The sequence below is a fragment of the Bacillus sp. RHFS10 genome, from assembly GCF_016757475.1.
Classification (GTDB): Bacteria; Bacillota; Bacilli; order Bacillales; family Bacillaceae; genus Bacillus; species Bacillus subtilis_G.
In genome coordinates, this window is the sequence record NZ_JAESPO010000001.1 from 1,333,466 (window position 1) to 1,354,004 (window position 20,539).

At 43.4% G+C, this 20,539-nt stretch carries 20 protein-coding genes; 1 reads left to right on the forward strand and 19 read right to left on the reverse strand.

Annotated elements, in window-relative coordinates; genetic code table 11:
• Positions 1-21: 21 nt before the first annotated feature.
• The 17 genes from JMN17_RS06350 to JMN17_RS06430 form a co-directional block, all read right to left on the reverse strand.
• A complete protein-coding gene (locus JMN17_RS06350) occupies positions 22-387 on the reverse strand; it encodes a small basic family protein (protein WP_087992136.1) in 366 nt (121 codons plus the stop codon).
• A gap of 17 nt (positions 388-404) precedes the next feature.
• Positions 405-1,112, reverse strand: a complete 708-nt coding sequence (locus JMN17_RS06355) for a DUF881 domain-containing protein (protein WP_087992137.1) — start codon at positions 1,110-1,112, stop codon at positions 405-407.
• 22 nt (positions 1,113-1,134) lie between these two features.
• Positions 1,135-1,830: a DUF881 domain-containing protein gene (locus tag JMN17_RS06360; RefSeq protein WP_087992138.1), complete on the reverse strand. Its 696-nt coding sequence runs from the start codon at positions 1,828-1,830 to the stop codon at positions 1,135-1,137.
• Positions 1,827-2,618: a cell division protein DivIB gene (gene divIB, locus JMN17_RS06365; protein WP_087992139.1), complete on the reverse strand. Its 792-nt coding sequence runs from the start codon at positions 2,616-2,618 to the stop codon at positions 1,827-1,829. The genes JMN17_RS06360 and divIB overlap by 4 nt, the downstream gene beginning before the upstream one ends.
• Before the next feature lie 129 nt (positions 2,619-2,747).
• On the reverse strand, positions 2,748-3,659 hold the full coding sequence (gene murB / locus JMN17_RS06370) for a UDP-N-acetylmuramate dehydrogenase (RefSeq protein ID WP_202327700.1): 912 nt from the start codon (positions 3,657-3,659) through the stop codon (positions 2,748-2,750).
• Between the two features lie 31 nt (positions 3,660-3,690).
• Positions 3,691-4,782: an undecaprenyldiphospho-muramoylpentapeptide beta-N-acetylglucosaminyltransferase gene (gene murG, locus JMN17_RS06375; protein WP_202327701.1), complete on the reverse strand. Its 1,092-nt coding sequence runs from the start codon at positions 4,780-4,782 to the stop codon at positions 3,691-3,693.
• Between the two features lie 120 nt (positions 4,783-4,902).
• The gene (gene spoVE / locus JMN17_RS06380; RefSeq protein WP_087992142.1) at positions 4,903-6,003 is read right to left on the reverse strand and encodes a stage V sporulation protein E; all 1,101 of its coding nucleotides are present in this window, start codon (positions 6,001-6,003) and stop codon (positions 4,903-4,905) included.
• Positions 6,004-6,063: 60 nt separating this feature from the next.
• Positions 6,064-7,419 (reverse strand): UDP-N-acetylmuramoyl-L-alanine--D-glutamate ligase, encoded by a 1,356-nt coding sequence (murD, locus tag JMN17_RS06385; RefSeq protein WP_202327702.1) that lies wholly within the window; start codon positions 7,417-7,419, stop codon positions 6,064-6,066.
• Complete coding sequence (gene mraY / locus JMN17_RS06390; RefSeq protein WP_087992144.1) at positions 7,420-8,394, reverse strand: phospho-N-acetylmuramoyl-pentapeptide-transferase; 975 nt, start codon at positions 8,392-8,394, stop codon at positions 7,420-7,422.
• A 111-nt stretch (positions 8,395-8,505) separates the two neighbouring features.
• Positions 8,506-9,990: a UDP-N-acetylmuramoyl-L-alanyl-D-glutamate--2,6-diaminopimelate ligase gene (locus JMN17_RS06395; protein ID WP_087992145.1), complete on the reverse strand. Its 1,485-nt coding sequence runs from the start codon at positions 9,988-9,990 to the stop codon at positions 8,506-8,508.
• A gap of 173 nt (positions 9,991-10,163) precedes the next feature.
• Positions 10,164-12,104: a stage V sporulation protein D gene (locus JMN17_RS06400; protein WP_087992146.1), complete on the reverse strand. Its 1,941-nt coding sequence runs from the start codon at positions 12,102-12,104 to the stop codon at positions 10,164-10,166.
• A 133-nt stretch (positions 12,105-12,237) separates the two neighbouring features.
• Positions 12,238-14,379 (reverse strand): penicillin-binding protein 2B, encoded by a 2,142-nt coding sequence (pbpB, locus tag JMN17_RS06405; protein ID WP_437124953.1) that lies wholly within the window; start codon positions 14,377-14,379, stop codon positions 12,238-12,240.
• Positions 14,380-14,384: 5 nt separating this feature from the next.
• Positions 14,385-14,738, reverse strand: coding sequence for a cell division protein FtsL (gene ftsL, locus JMN17_RS06410; RefSeq protein ID WP_087992148.1), 354 nt, complete (start codon positions 14,736-14,738; stop codon positions 14,385-14,387).
• Between the two features lie 39 nt (positions 14,739-14,777).
• Positions 14,778-15,713: a 16S rRNA (cytosine(1402)-N(4))-methyltransferase RsmH gene (gene rsmH, locus JMN17_RS06415; protein ID WP_087992149.1), complete on the reverse strand. Its 936-nt coding sequence runs from the start codon at positions 15,711-15,713 to the stop codon at positions 14,778-14,780.
• Positions 15,714-15,782: 69 nt separating this feature from the next.
• Entirely contained in the window at positions 15,783-16,214 is a 432-nt protein-coding gene (mraZ, locus tag JMN17_RS06420) for a division/cell wall cluster transcriptional repressor MraZ (RefSeq protein ID WP_003221402.1), read from the reverse strand.
• A gap of 125 nt (positions 16,215-16,339) precedes the next feature.
• Positions 16,340-17,959 (reverse strand): bacillithiol biosynthesis cysteine-adding enzyme BshC, encoded by a 1,620-nt coding sequence (bshC, locus tag JMN17_RS06425; protein WP_202327703.1) that lies wholly within the window; start codon positions 17,957-17,959, stop codon positions 16,340-16,342.
• Positions 17,960-18,028: 69 nt separating this feature from the next.
• Positions 18,029-18,925: a 2-dehydropantoate 2-reductase gene (locus JMN17_RS06430; protein WP_202327704.1), complete on the reverse strand. Its 897-nt coding sequence runs from the start codon at positions 18,923-18,925 to the stop codon at positions 18,029-18,031.
• Between the two features lie 157 nt (positions 18,926-19,082).
• Here JMN17_RS06430 and JMN17_RS06435 point away from each other — a divergent pair, with 157 nt between their 5' ends.
• Positions 19,083-19,565: an N-acetyltransferase gene (locus JMN17_RS06435; protein ID WP_087992152.1), complete on the forward strand. Its 483-nt coding sequence runs from the start codon at positions 19,083-19,085 to the stop codon at positions 19,563-19,565.
• Between the two features lie 55 nt (positions 19,566-19,620).
• On the opposite strand, the gene gerR is transcribed toward JMN17_RS06435, so the two are convergent.
• Together gerR and rpmF are read right to left on the reverse strand one after the other, a co-directional pair.
• Positions 19,621-20,205 (reverse strand): sporulation specific transcriptional regulator GerR, encoded by a 585-nt coding sequence (gene gerR / locus JMN17_RS06440; RefSeq protein ID WP_087992153.1) that lies wholly within the window; start codon positions 20,203-20,205, stop codon positions 19,621-19,623.
• Positions 20,206-20,350: 145 nt separating this feature from the next.
• Positions 20,351-20,530, reverse strand: coding sequence for a 50S ribosomal protein L32 (gene rpmF, locus JMN17_RS06445; RefSeq protein ID WP_003154457.1), 180 nt, complete (start codon positions 20,528-20,530; stop codon positions 20,351-20,353).
• Positions 20,531-20,539 lie beyond the last annotated feature (9 nt).

Sequence of the window (20,539 nt, forward strand, 5' to 3'; positions counted from 1 at the left end):
ATATCCTATGTATATCCTCTTTTATATCACATTTTTTTTATTTTTTTTAGAAAGAGTCCACTTTGTTAGTAGATTTCTTCTGATCACGGCAATATTCTGAAATAATCTGACTCCAAATGCGAATATACCTGCTAAATACAAGTCTACACCAAGATGGACTCCCAGAAAAGCTAAACTTATTGCCAATATAATATTAAAAAAGAAACCGGAAACAAATACCATTTCATCATATGTACCTTGTAAATGCGCCCTGATTCCGCCGATTAATGTATCAAGTGCGGCAAGCACCGCAAGCGATAAATAGTTTGAGTATTCACTCGGTATCGTTAAGTTTGTCATCAGTCCAAGCGCAATTCCGAGCACCAGCCCCAATACGGGCAGCCACATGACGGTTCTCCTCCTTTTCAGTCTTTAAGCGGTTTTAGCCGTTGTACATCCAATGGCCTGTCATATGCTTTTAATGTCAGTTCGCTTTCAGATTTACCGGCTTTAAATGCTAAATTTTCAGATGCAAAGAGATCCTCAAGGCCTGATCCCTTCACTCTGCTGTACAGCATGTCCGGATCTTTGGCAAGCACATTTACTGTTAAAGGATAATCGTCAAGGCCGTATCCGTCTATTTTCGTTGTGCCGTTTATATCCCTTATGACTGTATGATTCACAACTCTTCGCTCATTAATAGAGATTTGTTCTGCACCGAAGGAGTTGAGTTCATTGATCAGCTTCTTCAGCAAATCCGGAGGCGGATTTTTGATCGGCTCTCCTGTTAAACTTTCAGAAAAAAGCGGGGATATGGTGATGACAATTCCGCTACCTGTTATATCGGTCATGCCGGCTGTTTTTTTTAAGGTTTGCAAGGTATTATTGAGCGCGGTTTCTTTTGTCATTTCTTTCGTTTGCGAATAGCTATTCAGCAATTTATCATATTTGTTTATTTCATCCAGCAGCTTTTCCTGCTTCTTCTGCTCTGAAGTCAGCTCTTCCCTTATATCCCACATATCTCTTGTGTCTCGGACTTTGGGGTGCTTTAATGAGTTAAACTGAACAGCTATCATGATGCCGAAGATGATCATAAGCACACTGATGCTTATGAAGGAACGCTTTATTTTCAATCTGTTTCACCCGCTTTTTCAGTCATTCCTTCGTTTTCAGAATCGGTTTCATTTGAACGTTTTTCTCTTTTTCTGCGGAAACAGAAATATGATCCATTGACAGCTGATCGATCAGGCCTCCTGCTATATTTAACGAAGGCAGCAGAACATCAGGATCTCCAATAGCTGATATCGTAAACGGAGCGGGATGCTGCACTCCGTCTACCGTTACAACGGGACCGTTGCACTTGATATAGGAATCATGTGTCAAACGCTGGCCATTAACGGCAACAGCCGCCGCACCCGAAATATACAGTTCGTTTACCACTTGAAAGATATGGCTTTCGTGAACGATGTAACTGTTCACATTCTCCCCTTCCGGTATGTACGACGCATCTTCCAAGGTCACCTCAACGCCCTCTCCCTGCACACCGACTTCCCCAATATACATTCTGTATTTTTCTGTATCTTCAAGGACGTTATAGTATTCCGTCTTTTCTTTTTTCAGCTTATTTTCTGCCTGACGGACTTTGTTTTGCTTTTGATACAATTCTTTTTCAAGAGTCTTATTTTCTTTCTCCTGTTTCAACAGTTCATCTCTCAGCGCATATTCTTTTTTCCACTCTTCTGACTCAGCCGCTCCTTTTTCATTTTCTTTAGTTATTTGAAAAGAAAATGAAATCAAAAAGCCTGCGATAAGCATGATCAAAGAAAGAAGGACTGCTGATTTGCCCCTCAATTTTCATCTTCCTTTTTAGCAGATTTATCGTTTTTTCCAAACTCTTCAAAATAGGTGGCAACTTCTAAATGAATAATTCCCTTTTTACTGCTGCTAAGCTGTGAAATGATAGAAGGATACGTTTTCATTCGGTCTGCAAAGGTTTTTATAGACGCAGTGACAACATAACCGTCGTTCATGTACAATTTAATACGGTTTTCATCCATTTTTACAGGTGTATAGTAGATTTCTGATATTGACTGTTTTAACGAATTTGACAAAGCATTAAGCTGCTTAGCCATTTGAGAGCGTTTTTTTGCGTTAGTCCAATTCACCAAAATCGGTCCGGCATCATCCGGCGTTACTTCGTTTGGCAGAACGGAACCATTTTCAAGCACTTCATAGTACACATTGTCTTTTTCTAAATAAGCAATCGCTTTATATTCTTCGATCGCAATGTTGATTTTATTAGGAAGCGATTTGCTGATCTCCGCTTTTTTCACTAATTTATTTTGCTGAATCTTCTTTTCTGTTTTTTTCTTGTCCAAACTCCAAAACTCGGTATCTCCGCTGTTGATATCGGAAAGGTCAATAATTTCCTTTTTGGATACATTCTCATTCCCTGTTACAGAGATTGTCGATACTTTACTGATTGGCGTCTGCAGATACACAATGACCAACACCATCATAAAAAAGAGCATAATAAATGAAATGAGACGGCGGTTTGCCTTCTGTTTCCGCTGCTCTTTAATTTTAGGAATCCGTTCTTCAATGTTTACGATTTTTTCTCGGTCATGCCCCGGGTTCATTGCCTGTTCACCTCATTCAAATGAAACAGCTGTTAAAAGTCTGTCTATTCCAAAACAAACGGCATACTATGATGCCGTTTGTCGTTTGCTTACAGTATATCATATGAACAGCTTCAGTCAGAACTTGAATCAGCGATTTTCGCCGATGATTTCAACCTCTGTATGCATATCAATCTCGTATTTTTCACGAATTGTCTTTTTCACATGGTCAATGAGATCAAGCACATCTTTTGCTGATGCTCCGCCCGCATTGACGATGAAGTTTCCGTGCATCTCCGAAATCTTTGCACCGCCGATTTGATATCCTTTCAAGCCTGCTTTTTCTACAAGGTTTCCGGCATGATTTGGAAGCGGATTTCTGAATATGCTTCCCGCACAAGGGCTTGAATACGGCTGTGTATTTTTTCTGTAGTCTTTATTGCTTTGCATTTGCTGAACGATTGATTCCTTATCCTTCTGCTCCAGCTGCAGAACCGCTTCAAGGCAAACGCCCGGACGTTTCTGTTGCAATACAGACGTTCTGTAGCTGAAATCCATCTGCTCATTTGTCAGCCACTCAATCGTGCCGTCTTCAAATAAAATATGCGCTTTGACGAGGATTTCGCTCATATCAGAACCGTGAGCGCCGGCATTCATATAAACCGCTCCGCCGATTGATCCTGGAATACCCGCAGCAAATTCCAAACCGGACAGGCCTTTTTTACTCAATGATGTAGCAAGACGGACCACTGAATAACCGCCTCCGACCGTTACTTGTTCCCCGTCAAGCTCCAAATGGTCAAGGCCTGCCCCCAGCTTAATCACTACGCCTCTGATCCCCTCATCTAAAACAAGAAGGTTTGACCCGCGGCCGATGACTGTCCACTCCACATCATATTTCTTAATAACGTCCATGATATTTTTGACAGCATCTACACTGCTTGGAATGACCAATACATCCGCAGGGCCGCCGATTTTCATCGTTGTATGATTCGCGAGCGGTTCATTTGCAAGAACCTTGCCGACTTCGCGTTCTTTTAATTCCTGTATCACTTTCTCCATCGTAAACCTCCGCATTCCATTTGCTTTTCTATTACTTTTTCAATTCTTCGAGTACGCTGTATAAACGGGCAGCCGCGTCAGGAACACCGAGTGACTTTGTCCGTTCGCTCATTTCCGTTAACGTTTGCTCATTCAGTACAATCCGGTCAAGCGCAGCAATCAGCTTTTCCCCGCTTAGCTCTGTTTCTTTCAGAACAATCGCCGCATCATGCTGGCCGAGAGATCTCGCATTGACCTCCTGGTGATTCGCTGTTACATATGGGCTTGGGATCAGAACACTTGGGATTCCGAGAGCCGTAATTTCGGCAATCGTTGTCGCCCCGGCTCTGGCCACAATGACATCTATGGCCTTTAAATACTCCGGCATTTGATGAAGAAACGGCTTGGTGACCATATTATCAGCGGCACCCTTGCTTTTCAGCTCATTCATCACTTTTTCATAGTGAACTTCACCGGTGATATACAGCACTTGGTAGTCTCTAGTTTTCAGCGCATTCTGCATGTCGATAACAGCACGGTTAATCGGTGCGGCGCCTCGGCTTCCGCCGAAGATTAAGACCGTTTTTTTCTCTTCAGAAAGCCCAAATTCCGCCATCGATCGGCCCGTCTTTATTGAGACGACTTCAGAGGCTCTCGGGTTTCCCGTAAATACCACTTTCTCGCTAGGAAAGTGTGATTTTGCTTCTTCAAAACAGATCGCTACTTTATTAACATATTTTGAAAGAAACTTATTCGTGATGCCCGGCAGGCTGTTTTGTTCATGGACAATAGTCGGAATTCCCATTTTCGCAGCGGCATAGACAACCGGCCCGCATACGTAACCGCCCGTTCCGATCACGGCATCAGGCTTAAATTCCGCTAAATACGATTTGCTCTTTTTTACGCCCTTCAGAAAACGCATCACAGTTTTGACGTTTTCAAATGACAGCTTTCTTTTAAAGCCTGTAATTTCAATTGAACGAAACGGTATATTCTCCCGTTCAACAATTTTTTTCTCCAGCCCGTTTTCTGTTCCGATATATAAAAATTCCACTTCAGGATGACGGCGCTGCACTTCTTTAATAAAGGCAAGAGCAGGATAAATGTGTCCTCCTGTACCGCCTCCGCTTATTGCAATTCGCATATCTCTTCCCCCAGTCTAAGTTTCTCTATAACATAGCGATAACCCTGTTTTGTTGGACAGGGTTATCGCATCAATTGTTTCTCAGGCTTCCTGTTCACAGGACGCTCGGCAATACATTCATTAATACCTCGAGTATCGGCTCACATTCAGCAGAACGCCGACGGCCATCAGCATCAGGGTCAATGAAGAGCCTCCGTAGCTCAAAAACGGCAGCGTGATGCCTGTTACCGGAATAAGGCCCGTTACTACACCAATATTAATCATGACTTGAATGGCAATCATTGAAATAATGCCGACTGCGACAAAGCTTCCGTACAGATCAGGTGCGCCGAGGGCAATTCTGATCCCTCTCCACAGCAGGACGCTGAAGAGGAGCAAAATAAGGGTCCCCCCGATAAAGCCAAGTTCCTCTGACAATATGGCGAAAATAAAGTCTGTTTGCGGCTCAGGCAGATAAAAGAACTTCTGTCTGCTTTGTCCTAGCCCCATTCCGAACAATCCGCCGGGCCCCACCGCATAAAGCGATTGAATGATTTGAAAACCGCTGCCGAGCGGATCTTCCCACGGATTTAAGTAGGAGGTAATCCGCTTAATTCGGTATGGAGCCGATAGTACCAGTCCAACAAATCCGCTGAGTCCGATCAGCCCGAGAAAAACGAAATGGGCGATGCGCGCGCCGGCTACAAAAATCATGACAATACAAGTCCCAACCATTACTGTCCCTGTTCCAAGGTCAGGCTGGCACATGATAATCAAAAACGCTGAAAACACGATGCCAAGTGCCGGGATAAATCCCCGTCTGAATGATGTTATGTTTTTTTGCTTTTCAGAGAGAAATTTAGCAAGGAATGCAATCATCGCAAGCTTCATAAACTCTGAAGGCTGTATGCTGAATGCCCCGACCCCGATCCAGCTTCTTGAGCCGTTCCGCACCATGCCGACGCCTGGTATCAAAACAAGCACAAGGAGGAAAAAGCAAATAACCATCAATAATTTGGACCATGTCCTCCACGTCCAATAATCAACATTCATGATAAAAAACATGGCAATAACGCCGATTCCCGCAAACAGCATCTGCCGTTTCGCGAAAAAGAAAGAGTCGTCAAATTTATAATCCGCCCATACGGCACTCGCACTGTACACCATAATTAATCCGATTGTTAATAATAATAGCGTAATGATGACCAATAACAAATCAGGCGATGTTTTTTTAGTAGTCAAAGCAACCGACACCCCAAGCTTAAAGTCATTAGGGCTGCCGATTTACTTCAAGACAAGCCCTTACTTAAGCATATGCACGGCATCTATAAACATGTCACCGCGTTCTTCAAATGTTTTGAATTGATCCCAGCTCGCACACGCAGGTGACAGCAGGATGACATCGCCTTCATTTGAGAGCGCAAACGCCGCAGATACTGCTTGTTCAACATTATCGACACGTTTGACATGTTGTATTCCCATCTCATTGCCGAGCTTCTCGAGTTTCGGCGCTGTCTGGCCAAATGTTAGCACTGCTTTGACATGCTTCATATACGGTTTTAAATCGTCAAAACCATTTCCGCGATCCAGTCCGCCCGCAAGCAGAATGACCGGTTTGTCAAAAGCTGAAAGCGCCTTGGTTGTCGCCAAAATGTTTGTTGCTTTACTATCATTATAAAACTTGCGGTCTTGCACTGTTGTGACATATTGGAGACGGTGCTTGACGCCAGTAAAGCTTGTCAGCACCTTTTTGACTGCTTCGTTAGACACTCCTGCCGTTTTCACAACTGCAATGGCAGCTAAAATGTTCTCCATGTTATGTGCGCCGGGCAGCACAACCTCTTCCAGAGGAAGAATGGCTTCACCGTTGAACATCATCATACCGTCTTTTACATAAGCGCCCTTTTCAAGCGTTTTGCTGACTGAGAATGGGATGACTTCGGCTTTTCCGTCTTCAGCCAGACGCACGACAGTTTCATCATTCTGATTAACAATGGCTTTATCTGAAGCTTTCTGATGAAGATACACTTTCTGCTTCGCTTTTTCATAGTTTTCTCGTGTATTGTGATAATCCAAATGAGCGTCAAATATGTTTAAAATCAAGCTGATTTCCGGTCTGAAAGCGTGTGTTCCCATCAGCTGAAACGAAGAAAGTTCAGTAACGATCCATTCATCCCCATCAGCATGATAAGCCACTTCGCTTGCGACAGTGCCGATGTTTCCGGCAATCAGCGCTTTTTGCGAGTCAGCTTTGAGCATTTCATAAATCAGCGTTGTCGTGGTTGTTTTTCCATTCGATCCGGTAATCCCGATAAACTTGGCGTTTGTCAGGTAGTAAGCGAGCTCAATTTCCGTCCAAACCGGGATGCCTCTTTTTTCCGCTTCCTGAACCATAATATTTTCATATGGAATGCCGGGGTTTTTGATCAGAACCGTGATTTGATGCTGATCGAACAGAGAAACAGGATGCTCTCCGCAAACAACCTCAATGCCTGCTTCAGAAAGCTTTTGCGCTGGTTCGTTTTCTTCAAAAGGTTTTTGGTCATTGACTGCAACATACATGCCTTTTTCATGAAGAATAGATGCCGCCGCATACCCGCTTTTCGCGAGCCCAAGGATTAAAAAATGCTGATTCTGTAAAAAAAGATCGTTTTCCACTTATAACCACACCTCGATGTAAATTCCTAAAACGGCAAGTAAAAGTCCCGCAGTCCAAAACGTCACGACGACTCTCCATTCAGACCAGCCGACAAGCTCATAATGGTGATGCAGCGGACTCATTTTAAAGATTCGTTTACCTGTCGTTTTAAAGCTGATGACCTGCAGAATAACGGATAATGTTTCGATAACGAATACACCGCCGATGATAACAAGCAGGATCTCTAATTTCGTTAAAATAGCAATGGTAACGATGGCTCCTCCCAATGCCAGTGATCCCGTATCTCCCATAAAGACTTTGGCCGGATGAGCATTAAATACAAGGAAGCCCAGCACCGCACCGACAACGGCAACTGAGAAAATCGCTACGTCATATTGAGACTGATTCCATGCCAGGATGGCAAAGGCGCCAAAAGCAATCGCAGCCGTACCGGATAATAAACCGTCAAGACCGTCAGTCAGGTTAACCGCATTTGATCCGCCGACAAGCATAAAGAGCACCAGGATAAAGTAAGCCCAGCCAAGATCAAATGATAAATCAGTTCCAGGCACGCGAATATCCGTCGCGAAATTGTAGTAATGGTACACGGCATAAAATACAACCGCAATGATAATTTGTCCGATCAGCTTTTGCTTTGACGTCAATCCAAGGTTGCGCTTCATGACGACCTTGATGTAATCATCTAAAAAGCCAAGCAAACCGTAGCCGAGCGTAACAAACAGAAGCAGCACCATTTCCGGGCTTATTTCTGAAAACTTCTGTGTCATCACAATTGTTGTCACAATGATAGAAAGTATGATCATAACCCCGCCCATTGTCGGCGTCCCTGATTTTTTCTGATGTGATTTCGGTCCTTCTTCTCTAATACTTTGGCCGAATTTTAATCTTCTTAAAAACGGAATAAGAATCGGAGAGAGCAGAACACTAATTAAAAACCCCATTAAAATTGTAAACAGAATGACTTGCTCAAGCATTGTCCTTTTCTCCTCCTGTTTCTTTCAAACGACATACGTAGTTATCATATTCATGATCTTTTTCCATATGAAAAATCTTTTGAAGCTCCATTATTCAATAACATCTCTTTCCTATGAATTTGTCTTATTCTTATTGAGTTCGACAATCGCTCTCGCCGCCACTTCAGCATCGTCAAAATCGAAGGTTTCGTTTCCGATCTGCTGATAGGTTTCATGCCCTTTTCCTGCAATGAGAACAACATCGCCTTTTTTGGCATTGGCAATCGCGAAAAAGATCGCTTGCTCGCGGTTTGCAATGCTATGGTAGTATGCATTCTCTACTCCAGCTTCCATATCTCTTAAAATCGCGCGGGGATCTTCGCTTCTCGGGTTATCTGAAGTGAAAATCGGTTCGTCAGCCAGCTCCGCAGCGATTTTAGCCATTTTCGGGCGTTTTGTCTTATCTCTGTCTCCCCCGCAGCCGACAACGACAAAAAGCTTACCTTCTGTCATGTCTTTGCATGTCTTCAGTACATTTTCAAGGCTGTCCGGCGTATGCGCGTAATCAACAATGACTGGAAACTCCTGCTGCTGATTAACCAATTCAAAACGGCCTCTTACGCCATGCAATTCTTCAACCGCTTCAGTGATCGTTTCAAACGGTATGCCTGCTGCAATACATGTTGCAACAGCTGCCAGCACGTTATACACGTTAAACTGTCCGACGAGCGACATTGTGATATGTTTAGTGCCTTTGTTTGTCACAAGATCAAATCTTGTGCCCTGTGCCGTGATATTGATGTTCTTCGCCATCACATCAGCGTTGTTTTTTATTCCGTATGTACAAATATGCGCTGCGGTCACCTTTTCAAAATAAGCGCTCGCCTCATCGTCAGCGTTCAGTACGGCACGCTTTGGATGTTCATGGTCGAAAGCCCCGCCAAGCTGAGAAAAGAGCAGGCTTTTTGCCTGTCGGTACTCATCCATCGTTTTATGATAGTCCAGATGGTCCTGCGTTAAATTCGTAAACACGGCAATATCATAATCACAGCCATGAACACGACCTAAAGACAATGCGTGAGAAGAAACCTCCATGATGGCAGTGTCAACTTGCTTGTCATTCATTTTCTTAAACGTTTTCTGCAGTGTGACGCTTTCAGGTGTCGTGTTTTTAACGGGAAGTGTTTCTTCGCCGATTTTCATGTACATTGTGCCGATTAAGCCTGTGCGTTTTCCCGCTTTTTTCAGAATCTCATCGACCATGTGGGTCGTTGATGTTTTTCCGTTTGTGCCTGTGATCCCGATCAGCTGAAGCTTCTTTGTCGGCTGTCCGTAAAACGCATCAGACAAAACGCTGAGCGCTCGCAGTGACTGCCGGACAATAATGACAGGCACATCCACATCAAGCTCTCTTTCTGCCACAATAGCCGCTGCGCCGCTTTCTGCTGCTTTTTGCGCAAAATCATGGCCATCCACCGTATACCCTTTTACACATACAAAAAGACTCCCTTTCTTTACTTCCCTGGAGTCCATCTCAATTGAAGTTATTTCAGGGTCTTGTGAGTCGTTTACAGAAGGTTCGGTTGTTAAGTATGTAAGCAGCTTTGTCAGTTTCATCGTATCAAACCTCTCAACATTCTAATTCGTTCTTTTTATCATTGAAGTCACGTCAATTGATGTGATAATGATTTTAAGCATACAGTTCATATTTTAGCGTAAATAAAAGGATACATCCAGCTAATCTTGAAAGATCATATCATTTTTCTGCAATAAAATATAGGCAGCCCGAATCAATCGGCTGCCTCCTTTTCATCCTCTTCAGTCAAATAAACGCGTATCTTTGAGCCCTCTTTTACTTTCGTTCCGGCAGCTGGCGATTGTTTCACGATTTTGCTTCCTTTCCCGGAAGCATCGACATTGAGATTCACCAAAAGTGACTCAAGTTCTGAGACAGACATCCCTACAACATTCGGAACTTCTACTGTTTTTGTGTCGTTCCATTTGTATTTTTTCTCAATTTGATTTTTCCGAGGCTTGACACCAATCTCAGGCAGGCTGTCTCTCATAATATTCCCGACAATAGGCGCTGCAACCGTTCCGCCAAACTGAATCGTGCCTTTCGGGTTATCCACCGCGACATAGACGACAAGACTCGGATCGTCAGCCGGCGCGAAACCGATAAATGATACAACATGGTTGTTTTCAAGGTATTTTCCATCTTTAACCTTTTGTGCAGTTCCCGTTTTTCCGCCGACACGGTATCCTTCTACAAATGCGTTGCGGCCGGTGCCTTCTGCGACAACGCTTTCTAAAGCATAGCGGATTTGTTTGGAGGTTCCCTCTGAAATGACTTGTTTCTTGGCGATTGGCGATTGTTTTTTGACCGTTTTTTTCGTTACAGGGTCGATCCATTCCTTTGCAATATAAGGTGTGTAAAGCGTTCCTCCGTTTACAGCGGCAGATACGGCTGCAACCTGCTGAATCGGCGTGACAGATACCCCCTGCCCGAAAGCCGTAGTCGCTTGTTCGACCGGACCTACTCTGTCAAGCGGGAATAAGATTCCTGTTCCCTCACCTTGCAGATCAATTCCTGTTTTTTGGCCGAAACCAAAGTCTTTGATATATTTGAAAAGCTTATCCTTGCCTAGGCGCTCGCCCAATTCAACAAACCCCGGGTTGCAGGAATTCTGTACAACTTCTAGAAACGTCTGCAGCCCGTGCCCGCCTCTTTTCCAGCACCGCAGTCTCGCTCCGTCCACTTCCACATGCCCTTTATCATAAAATTGATCACGTTTCAAATTTACTTTTTGCTCTTCAAGAGCTGCTGCAAGTGTAATAATTTTAAAGGTAGATCCCGGCTCATACGTGCTCCACACCGGCAGATTCCGATTGTAGACGGACGGATCGACTGATTGATAGTCAGCAGGGTCAAAGTCAGGCCTGCTGGACATTCCCAATATTTCTCCGTTTTTCGGATTCATGGCCACGGCAATCATACCGTCTGGATGATATTTAGCCTCAGCGTTATCAAGCTCTCTTTCCATTATCGTTTGAACCTTTGAATCAACTGTCAGCTTCATATCAAGCCCGTCCTTAGGCGGTGTATAGTCGTCCGCTTCATCAGGCATCTTCTTTCCTTTGGCATCTGTATAAAACTTAACAGAGCCCTTTTCCCCTTTTAAATCATCATCGTAATAAGCTTCTAGACCAAGGAGACCTTGGTTGTCAATTCCGGCAAATCCAAGCACATGAGACAAAAAGCTGCCGAACGGGTAATGGCGGATACTGTCCTCCGCCACATACACACCTTTTAAATCGAGCGCTTTGATTTCTTTCGCCTTTTCATTTGAAATCTTTCTCCCTTCAGGAGTGATCTTTTCGATTGACGTTTTTTTGGTCACGTGCTTATATACTTTTTCTTCTGACATGTTTAAAACCGCCGCAAGCTGCTTGCTCGTTTTCATCGGATTCTGAACTTGGCGCGGCACGACGAATACGGTCGGCGCACTTTTGTTTGTTGCGAGCTTCACACCGTTGCGATCAAGGATCTCGCCTCTCTCCGGCTCGAACGGCAAATTCCTGCTCCAAGAATCCTTTGCCAGCGAAGTCAGTTTCTCACCCATCACAAACTGAACATACCCCAGCCTTGTATCAATGATCAGAAACACGATCACGCCAAAAAGCAAAACAAATAATAAACGTTTTCTAACCGTTACATTCGAGACGCGCAAGAGACCGTTCACTCCTTATTTAAGCTTGTTTCATTTTATGCCTGAACTTGGACAAGTAGAACGATGCTCCTCTGAAGGTATAAAAAAAGAAAGCCTGCATAGCAGGGAAATCCCCAGCAAGCTTTCTTTCTATTTAATCAGGATTTTTAAACGTCACCTTGATTACGGTTTTGTCTTTTATTTCTTTGTCTTTCTTGACGCTTTGGCTGACAGCATAGCCCTGTCCGCTGACTTCAATGTGAATTCCCGCCAGCTCGGCGTACTGAAGAACCTCTCTTCTCGACCAGCCTGTCATATCAGGCATTTTGATTTTACCACCCGTTTTCAGGAAGACCTTCTGATTGGTCAGAACTTCCTCATCCGCTTTCGGATACTGTTCTTTTACAGCGACATCACTGCCGATGACAACCGGTGTGAGATTTTCTTCTTTTGCTTTCTTTTGAGCACCGGCTACCGTTTGGTCTGTTAAATCAGGCATCGTCTGCGCTTTTGTTTCTTCCTTATCCGAGTCAGATTTTTCAGTTGGTTTGATGTTCAGGTAGTGCAGGCTGTTTTTCATTGTTGGGTTGAAGATTTCTGATACTGGATCTGAACCTGTTTCATCATTCTCTAATTGCGGCTGCTGCACCGCAACATAGATCAACAGCTCAGGATCATCTTTGGGCGCCATTCCCATTACAGAAAATACGTAATTATCGCGTCCAGATAGATAACCGTTTTGTCCGGCAATTTGTGCTGTTCCGGTTTTAACGGCTACATCAAAACCTTCAATTTTATACGGCCGTCCTGTACCGATATCAGATGTAACGACATCACCTAAAATATTACGAACCTTTTTAGCGGTATCAGCAGAGACTGGCGTACCGGCTGACTGAGGTTTATTTTGATAAATGGTTTTCTTCGTATCAGGATCTACAATATGGTCTATGACGTAGGGTTTCATCATTTTGCCGTCATTCGCAATTGCTGTTGCGGCCTGAAGCTGCTGAATCGGTGTAACAGCAGAAGCTTGTCCATATGCAGTCGATGCTTTATCAAATTCATATTTGAAATTTATTTTACTTGATACTTCATTCGGCAAATCAATACCTGTTTTTTGATAGAAATTGAATTTATGAAGATATTCATTTAGACGGGAATAGCCCAGCTTTTCATTAGCCAGTTTGGCAAAAGCCACATTAGAAGACCTCACTACACCATCATGGTATGTTGTTGCTCCCCAGCCTACCCCGGCATTATGGTCTTTTACTTGTCCTCCGCCTACTTTATATGTTCCGGACTTGTACTCTTCATTGCCGTTATACACATTTTCCTGTATAGCAGCAGCAAGTGTAAAAATCTTCATCGTTGATCCGGGTTCATATGCATATGAAATCAAATCATTATAGTAATTTGTCACATCGCGGGTGTTCGGATCAAAACTTGGGCGCTGTCCCATGGCAAGCACTTTGCCCGTTTTCGGATCGACGACTGCTGCCATGATTTTTTTCGGATTGTATTTTTTCGCCACTTTTGTCATGCTGTCTTCCAAAAAGGTTTGGATTTTCTGGTCAATGGTTAAATAAACATTGTCACCATTTTTTGGCGCTGTAATTTTATTTTTGCTGTTCGGGAGCTCCCAGCCGGATTTGTCGCTTTCATAGGTCACATATCCGTCCCGCTCCTTCAAATACTTATCCAGCACTTTTTCTAGTCCCATCGCGCCGGAAATTTCATTTGTGTCTTCATCAACCTCGGCATACCCTACTAGATTGGATGCAAAAACACCATTTGGATAGTAGCGTTTGGTATCCCGTAAAAATGAAATGCCCGGGAGTTTCAACTTTTCGATTTCTTTCTTTTTCGAATACGTAATATCCCGGCCCGCTGAACCGAACTCCACTTGCTTTAAATCCTTGTTTAAGATATCAAGGATATCAGCCTTGTCCATCTTAATCTCTTTAGAGAGCGCTTCCGCCGTTTTTTCTTTGTTTTGAACATGCTGAGGATGCTTTTTATCAGTGGTCATTTTTTTATCAAGAACGGCAATCAGCTTATACGTCGCTGTATCTTCCGCAATCACTTTACCGTTTCGGTCTAAAATCGAGCCGCGGCTTGCTTCGATGGGCCGTTTCTTTTCATGCTGCTCTGTCGCTTTTGTCGCAAGCACCTCGCCATTCGCTTTTCCGGTTATTTGAATATATGCCATTCTCCCAAGGATAACAAAGAAAAAGAGAGCGAAACAAATACTTAGAATCGCTGCTCCTCTATTCATAAATTTATTCTTTTTTGGCATTTGAATCATTCCTGTATGTTTTTCACTTTTTTATCTTTTAAATTCAAGCCGTTCTTTTCCGCAATGTCCATAATGCGCTGCGGTTTGCTTAAATCAGCAACACTTTTTTCGAGGTCACCAATTTGCTTATTTTCGGATGAAATTTGCTCCTCAAGCTTTTGCACCTCAATATTGGTTTGATATGCCGCATACGCCTTTGATACGATCAAAAGCGATACGCTGAGCACCACCGCAGCAAAGAGGACAAGAAGCACTTTTTCTCCGAGAGTAATGGAAGCCCTTTTCTTGACAATTACTTTTTTCTCAGGACTGATCGTATGCCGCTGCTGTTTCTCTGGTTGGTAAGCTAAATTGCTCATAGGCTGATGACCTCCTTTTTATTTTGCGTTCGTGTTTCGTTATTTTCTTTTTTCGGCAATCCGAAGCTTCGCAGAACGAGCCCGGTTGTTTTCTTCAAGCTCTTCCTGAGATGCCGTAATCGGTTTTCGCGTGATGAGTTTAAGTTCTGGTTCAAACTCTTCCGGTATGACAGGAAGACCCGGAGGAAGTTCCGGAAGTGACGACTTTTCTTTAAAAGTAGATTTACAAATTCTGTCTTCAAGCGAGTGGAAGGTGATGACTGATACCCTTCCCCCTGGTTTCAGAACCTCTATTGCCTGCTCCAAAGCCTCTTCAAACACCTTAAGTTCATCGTTCACGGCAATTCTGATTGCCTGAAACACGCGTTTAGCGGGATGTCCTCCGCTCCTTCTCGCTGGAGCGGGAATCGCGTCTTTTATTAGATCGACCAGTTGGCCCGTAGTTTGAATAGGAGATTTGATTCGTGCCTCTTCAATTTTTCTGGCGATCTGTTTGCTGAACTTCTCTTCGCCGTATTTAAAGAAGATACGGACGAGATCCTCATAGCGCCACTCATTAACGACTTCCTTCGCCGTAAGTGAGGCCGACTGGTCCATCCTCATGTCCAACGGTGCGTCATGATGGTAACTGAATCCCCGTTCCGGTGTATCCAGCTGCGGGGAGGACACCCCTAAATCAAATAAAATACCGTCTACTTCAGTAATACCTTGTTCATTCAAACATTCTTTTAAATACCTGAAATTGCTTTTGATCAGAATGAGCTGTCCTTTATAATCGGACAACGCTTCTTTGGCATGCTCTAATGCCGTATCGTCTTGGTCAAAAGCGATTAAACGCCCCTTCTCGGATAATTGCTGCAATAAGTATGTACTGTGCCCAGCTCCGCCGAGTGTGCAGTCTACATATGTACCGTCCGGTTTAATATTAAGCCCGTCTACGGTTTCACGAAGAAGTACTGTTTTGTGTTGAAACATATTGTGTTGGTCCCACCTTTTATCAGGATGAATTGAAATTGTTTTTAGAGTGTTATACACGAAGAATCATTATATATCAAACCCAATCATGTTTTCAGCAATTTCAGCAAATGAATCTTCTTGCTCTTCTGTGTATTGTTCCCAAATTACTTTACTCCACAATTCAATTCGATTAGAAACCCCGATAACAACACATTCTTTTTCCAGTTTGGCGTAATTCAATAGAGATGATGCGATATTTACCCTGCCTTGCTTGTCCAGTTCGCATTCGGTCGCCCCTGAAAAGAAGAAACGGGTAAACGCGCGGGCATCTTTTTTAGTGAGAGGAAGTGCTTTTAGTTTTTCTTCAATTTGTTTCCATTCGTGCATAGGGTAGCCGAAGAGACATTGGTCAAGCCCTCTGGTCAGCACAAACTGCTCGCCAAGGCCTTCTCTGAATTTAGCGGGTACGATCATGCGGCCCTTCGCATCGATGGTATGCTGATATTCACCCATAAACATGATCTCTTGCCCCACTTTCTCTCCTTAACTCACCACTATCCACCACTTCTCTCCACAACTTCATTTTACACTGTTTACCCATAAAAAAAAACCCTGAACTAGTCAGGGTTCTTTAAAACTTTATTTCAAAGTTTGACAACTTGATGTTGATTTTGAAAAGAAAATGGCAGATTCTTGAATGATGTGAAGAATTTTGGACCGTACCTGTTCAAATAATACATGATATTCCAAATTCGCTCTTGCGGCGCAAGCAACGGCTTAATGCTATTTTGGATTCTCTCATAATCCTTCAAGACGCAGCCTTCTTTTTCTTCAATTCGTTTCGTCACTGTCCGCTCTAAAAATTGAAGCTGATCCTGAATAAAAGCGGCGTTCTTCAGGAGTAAAGGTTCCATGCTTTGATCAACCTTTAACGCCTCGTGCCTTACCGTTTTGTGAACCGCTTCAATTTGTCTTTTCGCCTGATCCATCACCGCGGTAAACTCTTCCGGAATCTGATGCTCAAAGTATATCTCTCTTTGATTCTCCGTACCGCGTTCAATCGCATCTTGTAATAAGATATCCCGTTCAAGCAGTTTTTTCTCAATATGCCGTTCAAGTATCGTAATATTCAGCCTCGGCATAACCGGAGGCATTTTAAAGCCCATCACCGTAAAGGCCTGTTTAAGCTCACCCCAGTAGTTAATTTCTCCAGGCCCTGCAATAAAGGCTAAAGTCGGAATAAGGTATTCCTGCATTAACGGTCTCGTTACAACATTATTGCTGAAGCGCTCAGGATGTTCTTCTATATGTGTATAAAGTTCATCCATCGTCCATGCGAGATCAAGCTCATTGATGACAAAACGGCCGTTGTCTTTTTCAATTAAAAAACGCTCTTCTTCATATTCATAAAACAGATTCGCCTGCTCTTTTCCGGACTCGATAATCGGCTTGTAGCCTGCTTCACGCATGAAGTCCTGCTGTTCTGACACAGCGCGGGCGAGTTCATCATTTTCCCGGAGAATCTTTTGGAACATGGCCGTTTCCATCTTTTTAATCCCCGGATCTCCAGAATTTAATAAAACTAACCCCTCCTCTTGGAACAGATCCGCGATCAGCAGTTCAAAGAAATCAGTGAATGTAACAGATTCACTTAAACATCGCTTCACATTGTCGAGAAGTGTATTCGTATGGTCTGTTTCTTCAAAAGCGGCAAATACACCATCTATCCATGCGGCGCATTTTTCCTGATCAAGAGTTGTGCTCGCTGCCGAAGATTTCTTCCAATAAGACTGGGGCAGCTTTGTTTTCACGGGACCATTCTCTTCAGATGTATGGACAAAATTAATCTCATCCAAATCGTGGTCTTCTCCGGCCACCCAGAAAATCGGGATGACAGGCACTTGCAGATGCTTTTCTTGTTCCTTTGCTAACACAATGATTGAAATGATTTTATGTATAGTATAAAGCGGTCCTGTTAAAAGTCCTGCCTGCTGTCCGCCGACAACAGCCGCGCTTGACGGATCCTTCAGCTTCTCAATAGCAGACTGCATGGCACTTGAACCGAATTTATCATGGTAAGAGGATAAGTATGCCGCCAACTCCTCTCTTGCGAAAAACCGGGAGGATAAGTCCTTCAGTCTGTCGCGCCACATGTCCTTATGATGAATGCTGTAATCAAAAAAAGAAGACATTTCTTCTTTGCCATCTATATAGTGCTGTACAAACACATTCTGATTTTTGATGGAAAGTTCAGTTAGCTGCATCTTCTAGAACTTCCTTTCTAAATAAATAGTTAGTTATCCGAAATGAGTATAGCATGTTACAGAAAAAGCTCAAAAGACTTTGTTTGTATTTCGCTCCAAAGCTTTAATGCTCCCGTATAAAAACTCGAGGTGGGCAGCATCAAGGCCGCGAACGCTAGCTTCCTTCAATAAATATCCGATAATGGCGTCAGCTTCCGTCTGCCGGCCTTCGATAACGTCAACCAGCATAGAAGAGCGGTTTTCTTTCGTTTGCCCGCAAACGGCCCGAACCCTCTCCCAAGCCTCTTCTTCGTTTTCAAGCCTTAAAATGCGGGACGCCTCCTGAAAAACCAGCTTCATAAAAGCGAGATAAGCCGGCGCTGTCAGCAGTTCTCCATTTTTCACCTGCAATAACGCGGTTAACGGATTGATACAAGCGTTAACAATCAGCTTGCCCGTCAGCAAGCGGTACCAATCCTCCTCATAACGAATCGGAAAATCCGAATGGTTATGCTGAAACAAAATGTTGAGCCGATCTGGTTCAGCGTCATCGAACGCGCTCCATTTTATCGCACCCAAACCCGTATGATCAACAGCTGTATCTGATTTCCTAACAGCTCCGTGCTCAACAATTCCAACATAAATGGAATGGCCAACGCGCCAGTCTTTCAATTCGTGGATATGCCCCATACCGTTTTGCAAAAATAATATATTCGTTTTCCTGATCCGTTCAAGCGACGGAAAAACAGACTGGAGCTGATGCTGCTTTACTGTCACGACAAGCAGATCAAAATCCGAATTGATACTCGTGTCCGCACTGCAATCAGCGCTGAATTCTTCTCCGCCTTTATCAAGCCGGACGCCTTCAGACTTTATGGCCGCAGCCTGCTCTTTCCGCCTCGTCACAACAGTCACCTCGTGATGAAGTGACAAATAATAGGCGCATAAAAGACCGACAGAGCCTCCGCCGATAATCCCAATTTTCATGTTGTCACACCCAATTAACATTTATGTATTATCATAGCAGAAGTAAGAACAAATTACTTCTCAAAGGTTCCGTGTGCTTAAAATTAAAGTTTTAATATTTGGATTTTTTAAATAAAGCGTTTACAATATATGTAGAAACAACAAAGGGGGAGATTGCATGGTAAAGGTAGAACGTCTGCTCGTCAACTATAAAACGCTTGAAGAATTCAAGAAGTTCAAAGAATACGGCATTCAGGAGCTTTCAATGCTTGAAGATCTTCAGGATAATATTATTGAAAATGACAGCACTTCGCCTTTTTACGGGATTTATTTTGGGGATAAACTTGTAGCGCGAATGAGTCTATATCAAGTTAATGGCAAATCGAATCCTTATTTCGACAATCATCAGGATTATTTGGAGCTTTGGAAGCTTGAGGTTCTTCCGGGCTACCAAAACAGAGGATACGGGAAAGCGTTGGTTGAATTTGCCAAATCATTCAAAATGCCGATTCGGACAAATCCGCGAATGAAATCAGCGGAATTTTGGAATAAAATGAACTTTGAAACTGTTAAATATGATATGGCGCGGGACAAAGGGGAAAACCCGCTCATCTGGCACCCTGATATGGATCAAGAAATGACACCGGGAGAATCTGCATAGAAATAAAAACAACCGGCCTATTCACACTCTACGGCCGGTTCATTTCAGGCGTTCATTACGTTTCTTGAGCCTTTTTTTTCATTCTTCCGTCTTCCTTAGAAACAACCATTTTTCTGGCCCGGTCCATAATATCGATCAGTGCCTTGTAATCCTCTTCTGTCATCTCTAGCTGGTTCCTCAATGTTTGATTTTCACTCCGTAAATCCTCAAGCTCCTTTTGCAGCGATTGGATTTGCCTCTTCAATTTTTCCCTTTCGAGCTGAAATTCATGTGCAGACGGCGTTTCTTTGAATTGTTCGAGAAATTGAATGACATCCTGAATGGACAAATCTCGTTTTCCTTCTGTTGACGCTGCCGCGGCGGTTTGCTTTACGGAATTCGGCAAATTGACCGAATGAACGCCGATTTGTTTTCTCAGTTCTTTCCTCTGCTTTTTCGCAAGCTCTATGCCTGATTGGTATTGTTTTCTCACATACGAGTTCCACCTGAACCCACAGGCTGCTGCGGTTCTGGTCAGCGCTCTTCCAACCTCCTCAAAGGCTGATAGCTGTGTTCCTCCCTCTCGAATATGGCGAAGCACCACTTCTGCCAGCAGCAAATCCTCATCCTGAGTCCAAGCATCTTGTCTTGTAATGGTCAAATTTAATCTCCCTCCATGTCAGCTTATTTATCTCATACATATGCCGGTAATAGATTAGATAGACTATTTGCACTTACAAATTTTCCGCAAGCTGACAGGAAGAGAAAAAGAAAAAGCGCAGGGCTTTCACCCTGCGCTTTTCTTATTAGTTACTTTTTACATTTATGTCTTTGCCGTTGTATGATCCGCATGCTTTGCATACACGGTGAGACAATTTCATCTCTCCGCATGACGGACATTCTGTCATACCAGGTACATTAAGTTTGAAATGTGTACGGCGCAATCTTTTCTTCATTTTAGAAGTTCTTCTAAAAGGTACAGCCATTATTCCCAC

Coding starts and splice junctions, on each gene's coding strand:
- JMN17_RS06350 (WP_087992136.1), bottom strand. CDS start 387: ATGTGGCTGCCCGTATTGGGGCTGGTGCTCGGAATTGCGCTTGGACTG.
- divIB (WP_087992139.1), bottom strand. CDS start 2,618: ATGAACCCGGGGCATGACCGAGAAAAAATCGTAAACATTGAAGAACGG.
- murB (WP_202327700.1), bottom strand. CDS start 3,659: ATGGAGAAAGTGATACAGGAATTAAAAGAACGCGAAGTCGGCAAGGTT.
- murG (WP_202327701.1), bottom strand. CDS start 4,782: ATGCGAATTGCAATAAGCGGAGGCGGTACAGGAGGACACATTTATCCT.
- mraY (WP_087992144.1), bottom strand. CDS start 8,394: ATGCTTGAGCAAGTCATTCTGTTTACAATTTTAATGGGGTTTTTAATT.
- JMN17_RS06395 (WP_087992145.1), bottom strand. CDS start 9,990: ATGAAACTGACAAAGCTGCTTACATACTTAACAACCGAACCTTCTGTA.
- pbpB (WP_437124953.1), bottom strand. CDS start 14,379: ATGCCAAAAAAGAATAAATTTATGAATAGAGGAGCAGCGATTCTAAGT.
- ftsL (WP_087992148.1), bottom strand. CDS start 14,738: ATGAGCAATTTAGCTTACCAACCAGAGAAACAGCAGCGGCATACGATC.
- rsmH (WP_087992149.1), bottom strand. CDS start 15,713: ATGTTTCAACACAAAACAGTACTTCTTCGTGAAACCGTAGACGGGCTT.
- mraZ (WP_003221402.1), bottom strand. CDS start 16,214: ATGTTTATGGGTGAATATCAGCATACCATCGATGCGAAGGGCCGCATG.
- bshC (WP_202327703.1), bottom strand. CDS start 17,959: ATGCAGCTAACTGAACTTTCCATCAAAAATCAGAATGTGTTTGTACAG.
- JMN17_RS06430 (WP_202327704.1), bottom strand. CDS start 18,925: ATGAAAATTGGGATTATCGGCGGAGGCTCTGTCGGTCTTTTATGCGCC.
- JMN17_RS06435 (WP_087992152.1), top strand. CDS start 19,083: ATGGTAAAGGTAGAACGTCTGCTCGTCAACTATAAAACGCTTGAAGAA.
- rpmF (WP_003154457.1), bottom strand. CDS start 20,530: ATGGCTGTACCTTTTAGAAGAACTTCTAAAATGAAGAAAAGATTGCGC.